Origin of the sequence: Bacteroides propionicigenes (assembly GCF_018390535.1) — a bacterium.
In the GTDB taxonomy this organism is placed as follows: Bacteria; Bacteroidota; Bacteroidia; order Bacteroidales; family Bacteroidaceae; genus Bacteroides; species Bacteroides propionicigenes.
On record NZ_JAHBBW010000014.1, the window covers coordinates 1 to 17,632 of the forward strand.

Below are 17,632 nucleotides of genomic sequence, written 5' to 3' on the forward strand. Positions count from 1 at the left end.
TGATTATTTTTTTGCAACACTAAGTTAAGTGAATCCTCTGACATGGCAAAATCCTGAGCAACTTTTTGTTGCTCAGGTACTTAAAAAAAATATTTTATAATAGTGTTGCGGAATTAAGGTTAAAGTAAAAGAACGGCTTATATTTTTCTGATATATCTAATTTTACAAACTGAATATCTAAAAATATAAGCCTATAAACATATTGCAGGGTTATTTTTGCATTAAGATTTATGCCTTATCGCACCTTAACAATTAATACTATTTAATAACATAAAGATATATGAAAAAGAATCTTCTCCTTGTTTTTTGTGCCATTGTCCTTCTCACAGGATGTACACAACGCCCACAGTTGCCCACTTTCCGCAACACAGGCAACCCGCTTATTAAAGACAAATTTACAGCAGACCCGGCTCCGCTTGTACACGATGGCACTCTCTATCTTTACGTAGGACACGACGAATTTTACGAAGGTCAAGACACCGCTCACGGCGGCAAAGAATTCAACATCACCGAATGGCTCTGCTATTCCACCCAAGATATGCAGACATGGACTGACCACGGTGTCGTATTGAAACCTACTGACTTTAAATGGGGAATAGGTGAAGCATGGGCATCACAGGTGATAGAACACAACGGAAAATTCTATTACTATACCACCGTGCAAGCCGGCGAACCTTACAACAGTAAAGCTATTGGTGTGGCAATCGGTGATACCCCCACCGGTCCTTTCACCGATGCAATAGGTAAACCCCTCGTTACTGACGACATGACTTCCAACGGTGCTCGTGGCTGGTGGAACGACATAGATCCTACAGCTTTCATCGATGCGAACGGGCAAGCCTGGCTTTCTTGGGGAAACGGCACTTGCTTCCTTGCCAAACTGAAACCCAATCTTATCGAAATTGACGGTGATATTCAAGTAGTAGACTTACCCCGCTACGTTGAAGGTCCCTGGCTACATAAACACGGAGATTTATACTACCTTACATATGCATCCTTCGGACAAGGACGCGAAACCATATCTTATGCTACCGCACCCAGTATGGAAGGTCCATGGACACCGCAAGGCGAGTTGACCGGTATGGCAGAAAACAGCTTCACAATCCATCCGGGAATTATAGAGTTCCAAGGTAAATGGTATCTATTCTATCACAATGCTACACTAACGCTCGATGGCCATGCCGGAGCAATAGGACGGCGCAGCGTATGTGTGGATGAACTACATTACAACCCGGACGGTACTATGCAGCCGGTGATACAAACTAAACAAGGGGTATCAAAATAAATTTCACTGTCCTATCCTATCTTATTATGAGATAGGATAGGAATAAATTATTTAAATATAGTTATTCATCTTTGTTAAACTAAACAAGTATTTTGCCTATGAGAAAAATTTAAAGAGAAAAACACAATTTGCAGTAAGGTTTACAATATATATTGCAAACTTTTTTATATAATCAATCTAATACTAAACCATATTATTTATTAAAAATTACCAATCTATGCTTATGAAAACAAGAATTTTGTTGTTGCTGGCGTTTGTTGTTTTCTGCTGTACTACAGCAATGGCACAAACCCAAGTCAAAGGTACTGTTGTCTCAGCTAATGATTCTGAGCCAATGATTGGTGTTGCTATTCTCGAAGATGGAACTACCAACGGTTGTATTACCGATCTCAATGGTAACTACTCTCTCCTTGTACAAAATGGCAATGCTACCCTTACCGTTTCTTTTGTAGGTTACAAAACGCAAACAATCAACGTCAATGGTCGTAGTGTAATCAATATCCGTTTGGAAGAAGACACAAAAGTCCTCGATGAAGTTGTTGTTGTAGGTTACGGTGTGCAACGCAAAAGCGACCTTACAGGTGCTGTTGCCTCTGTCAATTCGGATGACATTAAAAACCTTTCGACTGTTGATGCTGGTGCAGCTCTTCAAGGTAAGGCTGCCGGTGTACAGATTTTAAACACATCCGGTGCACCCGGTGAAGGTGCACAGATTCGTATCCGTGGTTATTCTTCTAACTCAGACCAACTTGGTCCGCTATTGATTGTCGATGGTTTGAAGGTTGACAATATCCAATATCTTGACCCTTCCATGATTGAATCAATGGAAGTCCTAAAAGATGCTGCTTCAGCTGCAATTTATGGTGCCCAAGCCGGTAATGGTGTCGTCCTCATTACTACAAAGACCGGTAGTAGTGCAAACGGTCGTCCTAAAATTACGTACTCTTTCAAAGCCATCAACCAGCGTCTTGGCAAGACACCCGAACTGTTCGGTGCAAAAGACTGGATTAAATACAAAGAAATGTCAGGCTTTACCGACATGGAGGCCCGATGTGAAGCTAATGGCGTTGACTACAACAATCCTCAAGAGACAAACTGGGTAAAAGAAGTATTCGATAACAGCTGGGCTACCCAACACTCTGTTACATTCCAGGGCGGTAACGACAAGGGTCATTTCTTTACTTCTATAAATTACATTGACAATGATGGTATTGTACGTGGCAAGAAAGATACCTATACCCGTCTTACCGCTCAGCTCAATGCGGACTACCAACTTTATAAGTGGATAAAGGTCGGTACCAACACCTCTATTGAGAAATGGGCAACCCGCAACATTACCCACCAAAGCGCTTATGGTTCCATGCTTGCATCAACCCTCTTACTCGACCCGTTGACCCCTGTATATTGGGACAGCGTCGATGACTTTCCAACAAGCATGAAGGATGTATATAACACAAACCCAGACAAGATACTTGTCGCTCCAAACGGCAAATACTACGCTACTTCAAAATTCCAAAATGACGACAATGGTAATCCGCTCCTTCAGCGTGACCGCCGTAATCAAAAAAACTCCGGTTTCACTGTTCGCGGAACAGCCTTCGTAGATCTTACTCCTATCGATGGTCTTGTGATGACATCCCGCTTCTCTTACCGCATTGCGCAGAGCAATTCACATAACTATTCCGAACCATACTACATGAATGGTCAGGCAAAAGCTGATGATTACTCTATTTCGGCCAATGCCAACAACAACCACTACTACCAATGGGAAAACTTTGCGAACTTCAACAAGACATTGTTTGACAAACACAATGTAGGCGCCATGATTGGTATGTCCTATACGGAATACCGTTCGGACAATGTATCGGCTTCAGCTACCGGTTCAGGCGGTAATAAAATTCTCTCCGGCGATGCTGACAACTTTAAGTATCTAGACTATGTCAATTCAGCTTCGACTACAACAAAAAGTATCGGAAACCTTCCGGGCGTCTCAACCAGTCTCTCATACTTCGGTCGTTTACTCTATACATATGACAACCGTTATAGTTTACAGTTCAACTATCGTGCTGACGCATTTGACACTTCCAAACTTCCGGCTGACAAACGTTGGGGAAAATTCCCTTCAATGTCTGCAGGTTGGACCATCAGTAATGAAAAATTCATTAAAGAAAATATCAGTAGCGATATTCTCTCATTCTTGAAAATCCGCGCCTCTTGGGGTCGTAATGGTAATGTCAACGTTCTCAACAATTATCCGTATACCGCACCTATCAGCTATAATTCAGCTTGGTATCAATACGGAAATAACCCCGATCAATACTATGGTTCTTATCCTTCCGGTCTTGCCAACCCGAACCTCAAATGGGAAACATCCGAACAGTTGGACCTCGGTCTTGATATGCGTTTCTTGAACGATCGTTTGACGGTTAGCCTTGACTACTACAACAAGAACACAAAAGACCTTCTTGTAAAGATCAATCCGGTTCCTGAAGTTTATACAAACCAAACTACCGTAAACGCCGGTGAAGTGAACAACAAAGGTTTTGAATTTGAAGCCAGCTGGAAAGACCATATCGGAGACCTTGCATACAATGTTAATGCTAACTTCTCAACATTGAAAAACGAAGTGACATACCTTTATGATGACCTCCAACGCATTACAGCCAGCAAAGGCGGTGTAGACGGTACAAACAATAAGGTACATACCGCATTTGAGGAAGGACATTCCATTTGGTATTTCCGAGCATTTGACTATGTCGGTGTCGACAGAGAGACAGGTGCTCCTCAGTTCCGCAACCATGAAGGTAAAATCGTAAACTCTTCAGAATTGACTGATGAGGATATGACAGACATCGGTAGTGCCATTCCAAAATTCACTTACGGTATCACCATTAACCTCGAATATAAAGGAATTGACTTCACAGCATTCGGTACCGGTGTAGCAGGCAATAAGATTTTCAATATCCTCTATCGTGCAGACAGCCCGTTACGTAACTCATTGAGATACTATATGGACAACGCCTGGACTCCGGAGAACAAAGGGGCTTCCATGCCAGCACCGGATCAAGTAGCAACAGACCTTAATTTCTGGGGGTCAAGTGCTTCTATGTTTAATGGTTCCTACTTCAAGATCAAGCAGCTCCAGCTCGGCTACACCTTACCCAAGAGACTTACTCAGAAAGTGGCAATCAAAAATCTCCGCTTCTTTGTGTCTTTGGATGACTTCTTTACTTTCTCCAAGTACCCGGGTATGGATCCGGAAACCGCAACCACAAGCAGAAACGGTGGTGCAGGTTTTGATATCGGTTCTTACCCCACTATGAAGAAATGTACATTCGGTGCTAGTTTCTCATTCTAATCGAGACAAGTCTTACTTGAAAAAACTCAAAAAAAGTATATTCATTATGAAAAAGATTATATATTCACTTTTAGGTGCTGCATTCCTCTTCAGTGCTTGTGAGGATCGCCTCAACATTGGGCAGAAGGGTGTCATTCCGTTTGAAAACTTCTACCAAACCGATGACGATGCACAAAATGCGCTCAACAACCTCTACCAGTCATTTTGTTTGAATATTGCTGGTAATGAGGGTATCTATGTCGCTCTTCCCGTACTCTTCAATGAACCCGGTGACGATATGTTGGCAGCAGGTAACTTTTATGGTGACAACGATTTCGGTGCACAGCTCAATGAATTTCGTTATGACTCACAAAACGAAGTTATCAAGAATGCCTATTGGGGACTTTATGGCGTAATTTACGACAGCAACCTTATCCTTGATAATATAGAACCTACTACTGACATCAAGAAACGTGTATGTGGTGAAGCCCGTGTTCTCCGCGCCTGGGCACATTTCATGCTTACCATCGGTTGGAATTGTCCTCCATTGGTTGACCATATCCTCCCCGCAGACGAAAAGCCTGCCAACTATGAAGGCGGACATAATGGACTTCTTGAATGGTGTGCAAAAGAAGCAGAAGCTGTTGTTAATGACCTTGATGAACGTACAAGTCCAACAGACCAAGTTGGAGCATCAAAGGTTACTAAGGGCTTTGCTCTCACCCTTGCAGGTAAGGCTCGTCTCTTTATGGGAGACTACGCAGGTGCCAAAAACAACCTCAAGCAAGTTATCCAATCCAGAAAATATGAACTTGTACCTACTGATCGCTGGGCAAATCTTTTCCACACCTCAGGTGATCTTTGTGAAGAGATGATTTTCCAAGCTAATGTAGTGCAAAATACAAATATCGGTGACTGGAGCAACAATATTCAGCGCACAGGCTGGATGTTTATCCAATTCTGGAACTGGCGAACTGACAAATTAGCTTCTGTGCCTTCATTCATAGGTGTTGATGGTTGGGGCGGTCACTCCATTCGTCCGGACTTTGCTGAACGCATGCTGGCCAACGACGGTGACTCTCCTCGTCGTAAAGCAACATTCCTTACCGATGAAGAGTTTCTCTATGAAATGGAATGGAATGGAACAAAGGATAAGGGATTAACCCTTGAACAACTTAAAAAATCTGATCAGATTGGTATTAAAGACCAGACAGGACTTTATGGTTTTGGGAAGTATTTTGCCAATAAGTTCATCGCTTGGAAAGAAGATAACGTAAAAGGTAATTGGGGATTCAAAAACTTGACGATTTTCCGTTATGCTGAAGTTCTTTTGATGTATGCCGAAGCTTGTGCCCAAACAGATGACTCGGATGGACTGGGTCTTCAATGCCTTCAAGACATCCAACGACGTGCAGGTTCAAACCATATCTCTACCCAACTGACTTTGGACGAAGTCAAAAAAGAGAAGAGTTTCGAAATGTGGCTTGAAGGAGTTCGCTTTCCGGACATGGTACGCTGGGGCGACACAGATGGTGTTAAAGATAATGGAAAGAACATCCCTTCCGCTTACGATGCTTTCTTCACAAAAGGCGAACCTGAGCATCGTATCTACGTAGAATATTCAAATCCCAACAAGGGTACGACAGGTTTCATAAAAGGCAAGCATGAATATTTCGCATTCCCATTTGATGCAATTTCCGTTAATCCAAACTTGAAACAAAACCCAAGTGGTGAATAAGGCATAAAAAATGAAAGCTGAACTTTAAAAGGTTCAGCTTTCATTTTTTATGCCTTATTCACTGCAATACATATTTCTCACAAGACCTTATTTCAGGAAATTTACTGAATATCCCTACATAACCTCTGTCGGTGTCTTTCCAAAATATTCCTTAAAAACTTTACTGAAATAGGCAGGTGTATTAAACCCGCACATCTCGCTCACCTCAGTCACATTATATTCTCCTGAACGAAGTTTCTCCATCGCATAATTTAATCGGATTGAACGAATAAATTCCACCACTGATAAGTTAGTAAGCGCCTTTATCTTTTTATACAGCAATGACTGGCTCAAAGCAAGCGCGGCAGCAAACTCCTCTTTACCAAAGTTCTCGTTAGCAATATTGGTACGCACACATTCAATAGCTTTCTTGATAAATTCATCATTCATACGATTTGCCACAATAGAGCGCGCATCGTCATGTTTCGCTTCAATGGCTTTTTGGAGTACAGTACGTCTATTACGAATGATAGAAGTTATACGGCTTGCCAGCAATGCCATATCAAATGGTTTGACCAGATAGTTATCAGCACCCAGCCCCAATCCATGCAGTTGGTTAGTTTTGTCGGAAAGGGCTGTAAGCAGAATCACAGGGATATGAGATGTTTCATAAGTAGACTTAATTCGACGGCAAAGTTCAAAACCGTCCATACGCGGCATAACAACATCCGAAACTACAAGATCCGGTTGCAATTCATTCATCATTTCCCAAGCCTCTTGTCCGTCTTGAGCAGTAGTTACACGGAAATGCTCGCGCAACGGATGCATCATAAACTCGCGTAAAGTCTGATTATCTTCCACGATAAGAATATGCATATCATGCACTTCCACATCATCACTTATCAATACGCCGGCTTTAGTTTCCACCGGATTATCAGCTGTCTGAGTCTTGGAAGCTACCCGTAGTGGTATAGTCACATCAAAAGTAGTCCCCATACCAAGTTCGCTGGTTACGGTAATCTTCCCATTATGAATAGAAATGTATTCTTTAGTCATCAGCAAGCCGATTCCCGACCCTACAATTTGAGCGTTTACAGCATTGTCACTCCGGTAAAATTCACGAAACAGTTTACGCTGTGCCGCTTTACTGATTCCCATACCATGATCCCTGACACGCAATGTCCATTCAGCTGCCTTTCCTGTAAAGGTTACTTCAATACGTCCACCTGAAGTGGAATATTTAACTGCATTGGAAAGCAAATTATCAACCACCCTTTCCAACATACGTACATCAGCCTGTACCCAATAATTTTCCGGTGTAATGTCAGTTATCACATCTATCTGTTTTCCGGCTGCATATGCCGTATATATTCCTATACGCCGTCTAATTAAATCAGTCAAATTAAGATCCGTAAACACCGGCTGCTCACATCCGATGTCGAGTTTCTCAAAATCAAGCAACTGCGTAGCCGTATCAGATAATCGTGTAGTTTGTTCTAAAGCTAATGCCAGACATTTGACTCCCCATGTTGAGAGAGCCTGCTCCTTATTCAATTCTTCCATCGGTGCTTTAATAAGCATCAGTGAGGTGCGTATATCATGCGCCATCCGCGTAAAAAAGCGTATTTTCTCATCAGAATAGCGGCGATGCAAATGTTGTATATAATAACGGACAACAAGAAACAATAAACCAGCAACAACGGCAAACATCAGTAACCGGAACCAAATCGTCTGCCAGAAAGGAGGATCTATAACAATAGAAATTTGACGTTCTGACAAGAGACTGCCATCATACATCCGGATACACAGCATATAATTTCCTGCCCGTAAATTAGTATAATTGATATATCGGTTAGTGGTATAGGCAGTCCATTCATCATCCTGCCCCATCAGTTTCCAAGAAAAGGAAACGGATTTACTGACATATCCCAGTGGGAGTACCGACAGTGTAAAAGACGTCTGCGGATAACTTAAATGCAACGTGGAGAGGCTGTCAATCGGAACAGACAAATCAAAGTCAGCTATTTCCCGAATAGAACGCCCCGATACGCGTATATCCGAGAAATAGATGCGTCCCGAGGCGCTAATAGAATTAACTTTATCAGGATCAAACAGCACCACTCCATTGTTACTACCGAAAGCCAATCTTCCATCAGGCAGTTGACAAGCTGCACTGACGCTAAACGACGTATTCGCCAATTGTTGCTGAGTACCAAATTTTTGAATTTGCCTGTACGGAAGATAATAACAACATAGTCCGTTGTCCGTACCTATCCATAGGTTATTATCAGCCAACAGCACACTCTTAGTATAGTTACTGGGTAACCCTTGCTGTGTAGTAATATGTGTTTGCTCGGCATTACGCAAGTCCAAACCTATCACACCATCACCTGAGGTACAAATCCATACAGTATGCCCCAACACAGCAATATCATGTACTGTATAACCGGACAAAAGCACATCAAACTTTCCCGTTTCTTTATCCAACAATAACAAGCCATACGCACATCCCAATAAAATCTGCCCGGGTGAAAATTCCGCAAAGCAATAAACAGGCTGCGTATCATAAGCACGGAGTTTTCCGGTAACAGAATGACGGCAATATACACTCCCTTTAACACCGCCCATCCACACATCACCCTGACTATCAACATAAGTAGCAAACACAAACCCGCCTGCACCAAATAAACCAGCCTCGTTGCCTGTATAATGATACAACTCACGACCTGTAGCTTCATCCAGCACATAAACTCCTCCACCGTAAGTACCTGCATAAATACGTCCTTTTTTATCAGCTGCCAATGATAAGAATACTAATTGAGAACCATTATATAGCTGTCTCCATTTACGAGTATGAGCATCGCGCAGGCTGATGCCATCATTTGTCGCAATCCAAAGATTTCCCCTAGTATCCGTTAAAATATGGTTTACCTCATTATTATGCAACGATTGAGGATTATTAATCCCATGTACCAGATGTTCCACCTCAGAACGCGCCGTTTCTGTATATTGCAAGCCTCCGCTATTAGTAGCTGTCCATATCCGCTGATGATCATCCATCAATAAGGAATAAACCCCGTTGCCGCGTAGAGAAATAGGATTGTCAAGATTTTCATGTAATACTTGTTCTACCCGGCTAGCTTCCGAGTCAAGTATCCATATGCCACCACCATCAATACCAAGCCAGATTGAAGTGGTATCAGGTATCAGAATATCCCGCACGATAAACCTTGGTAACTGAGTAACCGTTGCTTTCCGAACAGTTTGGTCCATAAGCTCATACTTCCACAATCCCGCATTATAAGTACCTATCCAAACACGGTGTGTACGCTCATCATAACGGACAGACGAGATAAGATAGGGAAAATGCCCATGTAATTTGTGCTGTGTACAGTCACGGGTATTTATGTGGTAAATGGATGATTGTATAAAAGCCAATGCCTGACAATCCTCCAGCAAGGCGATGCTGGAAAAGCCCTCTATATCATTAAAAAATCGCACTACTTCTTCACCTGTCCAAAAAAAGATACCGACACTAGTACTTACCCACACTTTCCCGTCGGTATCTATCAATAAATTAGTCACCCAATCTTCATTGCCCAATAATGATGAGATTGTAAACCACTGTTCAAACTTATTTAAAATAGGATTATAACGAAAGATCTGCCCGTTTTGGGTAGCAGCAACCAACAGGTTGCCACGACAAGCCATTTTTACCTGCATCACATCCGTTGTTGCATAGGGAAGTTCATAAAGCCGGTAATCATCGGCCGTAACACGTAAAATCCCTGTACGCGAAGCAGCCCAAATAAAGCCATCATCATCACGTACCACAGCTGTTATCTCCCGCATAGAAATACCGGATAATTCATTGATATTATTGAAAGTAAAATCCTGAGACACTACATTATGAGGTCCTAACAATAGAAAGGCAAATATTAGTAATAGTAAGTTTTTCATATACCTTATATTTCTTCATCCAAAACACGACAAAGATAATAATATTACCAATACTAACATATCCCAACCTCAACAGTATGTCGACAAATTTCGAATTACCATTGAAATTGGGATAAGGTAGTATTCTTTATATCAGCTATCAGAGAGTATTGGAAGAACCTATTCTCGTCATCCAATTATATATTTATAATTATCTAAATAATTTTTGTGCGATTGTTGTTAAATATATTCTGCAGTTCATCCATGTATGTCCACCCGAGGTATAAAATGTCTCACAGGGAACCTTATTCTTCTTCAACTCCGCAGCCATGGCTTTAGCGCCGGCATACAAGCTGTCATCCTTACCACAACCAATCCAAAGGAGTTTCAATGTACGCAACTGTCCGGGTGCAGCATAATCCTTTTGGAAACTCTCAGCCACTCCCTGCGGAAAGACAGCCGGAGCCATCGGACATACATAAGCAAACATATCCGGATGTCCTAAACCTGCACCTAATGTTTGCCGTCCACCAAGCGAGAATCCGGCAATGGCACGATTATCACGGTCTGTTTTAGCATAATAGTTCGTTTCCACATAGGGAATAATCTCTTTCAACAATTCGTTCGTAAACAAATCCGTACTCATCAGATTCATTTGTGTGTTTGGGTCTTTCTTCATCAAAGCAGGATAAGCATTAGCGTAAGGCATTACTACAATCATAGGTTCAGCTTTACCCTGAGCAATAAGATTGTCGAGAATATTATTCATACGACCCACTTTATACCATGTTTCGTGTGTATCCGTCATGCCATGAATTAGGTAAAGTACAGGATAACGTTTATTCTCGGAATAGCTGGGTGGTGTATAAATTAGTAATGGACGCTCCAAATCGAGACTTTGAGAATGATAAAAAGCATAAGTTACCTTACCATGAGGTACATTCTGAAGATCCTGTACTGATTGGGATTTGCCTTTTACATCCAATAAGCTCCCCTTAAAACGTTCGTTGGGAAAGAGATCCACATTATTGGGATCAGCCACAGCAACGCCGTCGACTATGAAATTATAAGGATAAATATCAGGCTTTACCTTACCTGTCACAACACTCCAAACCCCTTTGTCATCTTTGATAAGCGGCAAGTTTTTCTTTAGGAACTGCCCGCTCAATTCAACCTTTGTGGCATTGGGAGCTAAATAACGAAAAGTAACCGTTTGATCGGCATGCACTTCAGGCGATACAATGCGGATAAAACGAGCATTCGAACGTGATACCGATTGAGGCCGAGCCGACTGTGCTTGCGCTGTAAGCAAAACAGGAGCAAGCGAAAATGCTGCCAATACTATAATTGTAAATCTATTCTTCATTATATTACAGATGATAAAAGTTAATATTTTGCAGTTTGAAATAAACGCTGGAAAGTTTCGTGCAAGTAGAGTTTGGCATTCATCCATGTATGCCCGCCACTACTGACAAAAAACGTATGGTTAATGCGATGCTTGGAAAGTACATCACCAAAATCACAAGCCATTTTATAAAGGAAATCGTTATTGCCTACCCCTAACCAAATAAGTTTCATCTCACGATTGGTTTTATCCGGATCGGCATAGAACGAACTGAAGTTCTTCTCAAAGTCGTCAACTCCAAGACCTGAGCTATACGAACATACCCACGCAAACTTATCTGTATGCGCCAACCCATTTCGTAAAGCTTGTCCACCGCCACGCGAAAAGCCACCGATACCACGTCCTTCACGAGCCGTGATAGTACGATAGTTTTTATCAACGAAAGGTATAATGTCTGACATCAGTTCTGTGCTGAACAGATCTGTTTTCGGCATCTCATCAACTGTTGAAAAATAAGCAGCCGGATTTCCATAAGGCATTACCACAATCATCGGTTCTGCTTTACCTTTGGCAATCAGATTATCAAGAATAAAATTAGCACGCCCTACTTTAAAGTAAACTTCTTCAGTATCGGTAGTACCACTGATGCAATAAAATACCGGATACCTCTTATTCTCTTTCGGATCATAGCCGGGGGGAGTATAAACCAGCATTCTACCTGTAGCCCCGATAGAGGGAGCATCATATATCACGTACTCCACATTACCATGAGGTACATTCTGAATGGAGTGTACTAAAGACTCATCTCCAGGAACTTCAAGCAAACTGCCTTTGAAATTCTCATTGGGGAAATAATCGGCATTACCCGGGTCCATCACACGTACGCCATCCACCACAAATTCATACGGATACATATCCGGCTCAATAGGGCCGACTGTAACAGTCCATACTCCCTCTCCGTTTTTCACCATATCAAATGGTTGAGTAGCAAACTGCCCGCTTAGCTTCACATTCTTAGCATCCGGAGCCAAATACCGGAAAGTAACCCTATTATCGGCATGTACTTCCGGTGAAGTAGTATTTGGTTGCCGCCAACCGTTATTGCCACGTGGCTGAGCTGCACTATATGCGACAATAAACGACAATAAAATTAATGATAAAATGTTTTTCTTCATATCACAAAAGGTAAAATTAATAGTTTAACAAAAATACACGATACAAAATTATAAAAGTATGCAGTTTCAGATAAAGTCTTTACAGTTTCAGATAAATTAAAGAAAAAAGAGAATACACCTTCCCATGTTATTTAAAAGTGTAAGGAAAGTGTTCAAAAGTACAAAGAAGAAAAGCCAAAACACGGCTATCTTTGTGTGGTTAACAACTAAAAATACTAATTGCTTTATGAACAGATTCCTCTTTTTCCTATTACTTCAAGTAATATGTTCAAGTATTCTTCTGGCACAACCTGGCCGACCAGTGAAGGATGAATCCGCTTTACCCGGCAAACGCAACGAACTAAATGTACGTAGTTCCGCATACCCGCGTCTTTTACCCGGTAATCGTATAGAATTCAAAATAAAAGCGCCTGATGCCCAAAAGGTGCAAATCAATTTAGGCCGCATATACGACCTTACCCGTAATGCCAATGGCGAATGGACCGGCATTACAGATCCGCTTACACAAGGATTTCACTACTATTTTCTCATCATAGACGGAGTATCCGTTGCCGACCCGGCCAGCGAATCTTTTTACGGCTGCAGCATGATGACAAGCGGTGTCGAAATTCCGTATCCCGATGATGACGTGAGATTCTATATGGCAGATGTACCTCATGGAGATATTCGTATAAAAAAATATTTTTCGAAAACAGCCAATGATTGGAGACGAATGTTTGTATACTGTCCACCCGGTTATGACACATCCAAACAGTCCTACCCGGTACTCTATCTGCAACATGGCGGTGGCGAAGATGAACGTGGCTGGTCTAATCAGGGACGCACTGACATCATCATGGACAACCTGATAGCCCAAGGAAAAGCAAAGCCAATGATTATTGTCATGGCAGACGGTAATACACACGATTTTGAAAGCGAACTTCTCAAAGAATGCATCCCGTTTGTAGAAAAGAATTTCCGCGTAAAGACCGACCGCAACAACCGCGCATTAGCAGGGCTTTCCATGGGCGGCATCCATACCTTAAATGTAGGTATTCCCAACCTTAACTACTTTGCCTATTTAGGTGTATTCAGTTCCGGATGGTGGGCTAATCCCACTCCTTTCGGAGGAGACAATGATACCGAAAGATATTACAAAATGCTACAAGACAAAAAGGAGGACTACAACACGAAGTTAAAGCAGTTCTGGATTTCCATGGGTGGTAAAGAAGACATAGCCTACAACAATTGTCAAATAATGATGAAGCGCTTTGACCAAATAGGTATCAAATACACTTATTATGAAACTCCAGGCGGTCATACTTGGCCAGTATGGCGTGAAAGCTTGTATCAGTTTGCGCCACTCCTTTTTAAATAGCAGTAACAACGAATTATCAAAAACTATAATTATTTTAAATATTCAAATTATGAAAAACGCATTGAAGTTTATTTTTTCATCTTTATTAGCACTTCCTTTAGCTGTGTGTGCCCAACAGCAAAGTTTTCCGGAAGGAACGGTTCCCAACGAACACAACATTAACGGAGCGGAATATCCTCGTATAGGAAAAGACCGCCGAGTACATTTCAGAATATTTGCTCCCAATGCACAAAAAGTCGAAATCAGTTTCCGTGGTGAAATGACTAAAGAAGCAGACGGATATTGGTCGTTAGTATCAAAAGAACCTGAAGTTGTAGGCTTTCACTATTACCAGATTATAGTTGATGGCGTAAGCACAGCCGATCCTAACGGCAAACCGTTCTTCGGAATGGGCAAATGGGTCAGCGGAATCGAGATTCCTGAACAAGGCGTTGACTATTATGCCATCAAAGATGTACCGCATGGATTAATAAGCCAAAGCTGGTATTATTCCAAGATCCGCCAAGAATGGCGCAGATGCATTGTATACACACCGGCTGAATATGACAAGAATCCCTCTAAAAAGTATCCGGTATTATACCTGCAACACGGAATGGGAGAAAATGAAACAAGCTGGGCCAACCAAGGCAAGATGAACTTCATCATGGATAACCTTATAGCCGAGGGTAAAGCCAAACCCATGATTGTAGTGATGGACAACGGTAACATCGAAGTATTCAAAAATAATCCGGGTGAAAGTCCCGCTGAAGCCAGAGCAAGATTCGGAGCTCAATTCCCCAATATCTTGGTAAAGGAAATCATCCCGCATATCGAATCCAATTTCCGGACACTGACCGATCGGGAGAATCGCGCTATGGCCGGACTTTCATGGGGAGGACTTCTTACATTCAACACAACACTGAATAACTTGGATAAATTTGCTTACATAGGCGGTTTCAGCGGAGCAGGCAGTATTGACCTGAAAAACATTGACACCACCTACAACGGAGTTTTTAAAGACCGCCAAGCTTTTAATGATAAAGTACATACATTCTTCTTAGGAATCGGTTCGGAAGAGAATCCCGAAAGAACCAAGAAACTCAGTGATGGCTTAAAGGCAGTCGGCATCAATAACATCTATTACGAGTCTCCGGGTACTGCCCATGAGTTCCTTACTTGGCGCAGATGTCTGAAGGAATTTATCCCGCTTCTATTCAAAACCAATAATTAATGTATCATTGAGAAACACACTACAATAATGAAAATTCCTTATTGCAAAGCATTGTTGGCGATTTGTTTCGCCACTATAATGAATGTGCATACATATGCACAGAACAAAGAGAGCGACTATCCTTTAGCACCTTATTTCTCACCGGGTAGCACTGATGTCATGTATCCTGACAAAGAAGGCTTTATACGTCGTTGGCTATTACTTGAACCCATAGACAAGCCTAACCGTAGCAATACAGTATTTACAGACAGCTATATCCGTGAGGCCTTTACTACCGAATATTTCCCAAAACAGTTCACTATATTACCCAAAGATGGCGATAAAGTAAAGGTAGGCAAGCAAAAACTTAGATGGCACGCCCTTGACAGCAATCTATTCAATGTAAAACTGTTCCGTTTTGCATCCAACCTTCAAAAGCAAATATACGGCGTTCTGTTCTGGGCTGTTACTGTTATCAATTGTCCGGAAGATATGTCCAACGTCAGGATGTCGGTAGGCTCGAACTCCGCTTCTATGTGGTGGTTGAATGGTGAAGAAGCTGTTATTCTGTCTGGAGACCGCCGCATGGTTAAAGACGATTGCCTGTCAAAGCGCCTGACCTTGAAGAAAGGGAAAAACATTATACGTGGAGCTGTCATTAACGGTCCCGGAATGAGTGATTTCTGTATTCGCTTTCTGGATGAAAAGGGAGCACCTATTAAAAACATTACCATCAGTTATAAATAATCATGAAAACAAAAGCTATATTTTGGGGTACTGCAACCCTACTATCTTTGCTGATATCAGAAAAAGCAATCGCACAAATCGGAGAACCCTACATACACGACCCTTCCACCATTATGGAATGTGAGGGTAAATATTACACTTTCGGCACAGGTGGAGGCGGACTAATTTCCGAAGATGGCTGGACATGGAATGGCGGTGGGGTAAGACCCGGAAGAGGTGCCGCTCCCGATGCCGTAAAAATAGGCGATCGTTACCTGATTGCCTATAGTGCTACCGGTGGCGGTCTTGGAGGTAGTCATCGCGGTACAGTACTGACTATGTGGAATAAAACGTTAGATCCCAATTCACCCGACTTCAAATATACAGAAGCAATAGCAGTTGCCTCATCCGAAGACAATGAAGATTGCGACGCCATCGATGCCGGACTTCTATTAGATCCTACCGATGGCCGCCTGTGGCTATCTTACGGAACCTATTTCGGTTTTATCCGATTGGTAGAACTTGATCCTACCACCGGTAAACGAGTAGAAGGCAACGAACCTATCAATATCGCCATTGACTGTGAAGCCACTGACTTAATATATCGCAACGGCTGGTACTACTTGCTCGGAACACATGGTACTTGCTGTGACGGTCCTAATTCTACCTACAATATTGTAGTAGGCCGTTCACGTAAAGTCACAGGACCATATATCGACAATATGGGCAGAGATATGCTGGAAGGCGGTGGTAAAATGGTGCTTGCTGCAGGAAACCGCCAAACGGGAGCCGGACACTTCGGACGTTTCATTGAGGCCGACGGAGTAGAGAAAATGTCATGCCACTTCGAAGCCGATTTCGACCGCGGCGGTCGCAGCGTACTCGCCATACGTCCGCTTTTGTGGAAGAATGATTGGCCGGTAGCAGGCGAAGTGTTTAAGGAAGGCACATATGAAATAGAATCCGAACGTAGAGGTTATGCCCTTGAACTTTGCGTTGACTTCATACGTATGCAGGCAGAAAGACATCGTTTCTGGGAAAAAAGCGATAAACCTCTTCTACCGCTGAAATCACAGACTTTGGAGGATGTAATAGGCACATGGCCACAAGGTAATATTGATGTAAGAATAGGCGACTATATGTTCCGCCCTCACCAAAGATGGACTATAACTGCCGTACCTGATGCCGGCGGATATTTGGGAGCTCCCTACTACAAGATAGTAATCGAAGGCACCAACCGTGCATTGACTGCCACAGCGGATGCTGAAGTTTCAACTGTACCTGAGTTCACCGGTACTCCCGAACAACTTTGGCGGATAGAGCAACTCACAGACGGCACCTACCGCATTATGCCTAAGAAAGTACCCGGTACTGATGAAGAACTGGTATTGGTATCTGTAGGTGACAGCACCCCCTCATTGGGTAAGTTTGATATGAACAGTGATAATTCCAAATGGAATTTCCGCAATCATTAAAAGTGGATACATTAGCATTACAGAGATAAAAGACACAAAGACAAAAACATAAATATCAGGCGTGAATCACGCAGGCTTGTCAAGAAA

The 17,632-nt window shown here is 42.3% G+C and carries 10 protein-coding genes; 7 read left to right on the forward strand and 3 right to left on the reverse strand.

All coding sequences use genetic code 11. The features are described from left to right. Nucleotides 1–280: 280 nt before the first annotated feature. The 3 genes from KG118_RS14690 to KG118_RS14700 all read left to right on the forward strand — a co-directional run bounded on the left by KG118_RS14690 (nucleotide 281) and on the right by KG118_RS14700 (nucleotide 6,360). Complete coding sequence (locus KG118_RS14690) at nucleotides 281–1,285, forward strand: glycoside hydrolase family 43 protein (protein ID WP_117711641.1); 1,005 nt, start codon at nucleotides 281–283, stop codon at nucleotides 1,283–1,285. A gap of 223 nt (nucleotides 1,286–1,508) precedes the next feature. Next, nucleotides 1,509–4,643, forward strand: coding sequence for a SusC/RagA family TonB-linked outer membrane protein (locus tag KG118_RS14695; RefSeq protein WP_233514888.1), 3,135 nt, complete (start codon nucleotides 1,509–1,511; stop codon nucleotides 4,641–4,643). A gap of 208 nt (nucleotides 4,644–4,851) precedes the next feature. Further along, the gene (locus KG118_RS14700; RefSeq protein ID WP_249671498.1) at nucleotides 4,852–6,360 is read left to right on the forward strand and encodes a RagB/SusD family nutrient uptake outer membrane protein; all 1,509 of its coding nucleotides are present in this window, start codon (nucleotides 4,852–4,854) and stop codon (nucleotides 6,358–6,360) included. Between the two features lie 114 nt (nucleotides 6,361–6,474). Here the strand turns inward: KG118_RS14700 and KG118_RS14705 are convergent, their stop codons facing one another. From KG118_RS14705 to KG118_RS14715, 3 genes are all read right to left on the reverse strand, one after another. Then, nucleotides 6,475–10,299, reverse strand: a complete 3,825-nt coding sequence (locus tag KG118_RS14705) for a hybrid sensor histidine kinase/response regulator transcription factor (RefSeq protein WP_233514889.1) — start codon at nucleotides 10,297–10,299, stop codon at nucleotides 6,475–6,477. A gap of 190 nt (nucleotides 10,300–10,489) precedes the next feature. Further along, nucleotides 10,490–11,644, reverse strand: a complete 1,155-nt coding sequence (locus KG118_RS14710; RefSeq protein ID WP_117711643.1) for an esterase — start codon at nucleotides 11,642–11,644, stop codon at nucleotides 10,490–10,492. 20 nt (nucleotides 11,645–11,664) lie between these two features. Beyond that, nucleotides 11,665–12,798 carry an esterase gene (locus KG118_RS14715; protein WP_117711644.1) on the reverse strand — a complete coding sequence of 378 codons (1,134 nt, stop codon included), beginning with the start codon at nucleotides 12,796–12,798 and terminating at the stop codon, nucleotides 11,665–11,667. Nucleotides 12,799–13,099: 301 nt separating this feature from the next. Here KG118_RS14715 and KG118_RS14720 point away from each other — a divergent pair, with 301 nt between their 5' ends. From KG118_RS14720 to KG118_RS14735, 4 genes are read left to right on the forward strand one after another with little or no spacing between them, the layout of a single operon-like run. Beyond that, complete coding sequence (locus KG118_RS14720; RefSeq protein ID WP_233514890.1) at nucleotides 13,100–14,155, forward strand: alpha/beta hydrolase-fold protein; 1,056 nt, start codon at nucleotides 13,100–13,102, stop codon at nucleotides 14,153–14,155. Between the two features lie 49 nt (nucleotides 14,156–14,204). Further along, a complete protein-coding gene (locus KG118_RS14725) occupies nucleotides 14,205–15,365 on the forward strand; it encodes an alpha/beta hydrolase-fold protein (RefSeq protein WP_117711646.1) in 1,161 nt (386 codons plus the stop codon). Between the two features lie 27 nt (nucleotides 15,366–15,392). After that, nucleotides 15,393–16,091 (forward strand): acetylxylan esterase, encoded by a 699-nt coding sequence (locus KG118_RS14730; protein ID WP_117711647.1) that lies wholly within the window; start codon nucleotides 15,393–15,395, stop codon nucleotides 16,089–16,091. Between the two features lie 2 nt (nucleotides 16,092–16,093). Continuing rightward, nucleotides 16,094–17,545, forward strand: coding sequence for a family 43 glycosylhydrolase (locus KG118_RS14735; protein WP_117711648.1), 1,452 nt, complete (start codon nucleotides 16,094–16,096; stop codon nucleotides 17,543–17,545). Nucleotides 17,546–17,632 lie beyond the last annotated feature (87 nt).

Bases quoted from the DNA above. Each gene is read 5' to 3' on its own strand.
- KG118_RS14690 (WP_117711641.1), top strand. From the start codon at position 281: ATGAAAAAGAATCTTCTCCTTGTTTTTTGTGCCATTGTCCTTCTCACA.
- KG118_RS14695 (WP_233514888.1), top strand. From the start codon at position 1,509: ATGAAAACAAGAATTTTGTTGTTGCTGGCGTTTGTTGTTTTCTGCTGT.
- KG118_RS14705 (WP_233514889.1), bottom strand. From the start codon at position 10,299: ATGAAAAACTTACTATTACTAATATTTGCCTTTCTATTGTTAGGACCT.
- KG118_RS14710 (WP_117711643.1), bottom strand. From the start codon at position 11,644: ATGAAGAATAGATTTACAATTATAGTATTGGCAGCATTTTCGCTTGCT.
- KG118_RS14715 (WP_117711644.1), bottom strand. From the start codon at position 12,798: ATGAAGAAAAACATTTTATCATTAATTTTATTGTCGTTTATTGTCGCA.
- KG118_RS14725 (WP_117711646.1), top strand. From the start codon at position 14,205: ATGAAAAACGCATTGAAGTTTATTTTTTCATCTTTATTAGCACTTCCT.
- KG118_RS14730 (WP_117711647.1), top strand. From the start codon at position 15,393: ATGAAAATTCCTTATTGCAAAGCATTGTTGGCGATTTGTTTCGCCACT.
- KG118_RS14735 (WP_117711648.1), top strand. From the start codon at position 16,094: ATGAAAACAAAAGCTATATTTTGGGGTACTGCAACCCTACTATCTTTG.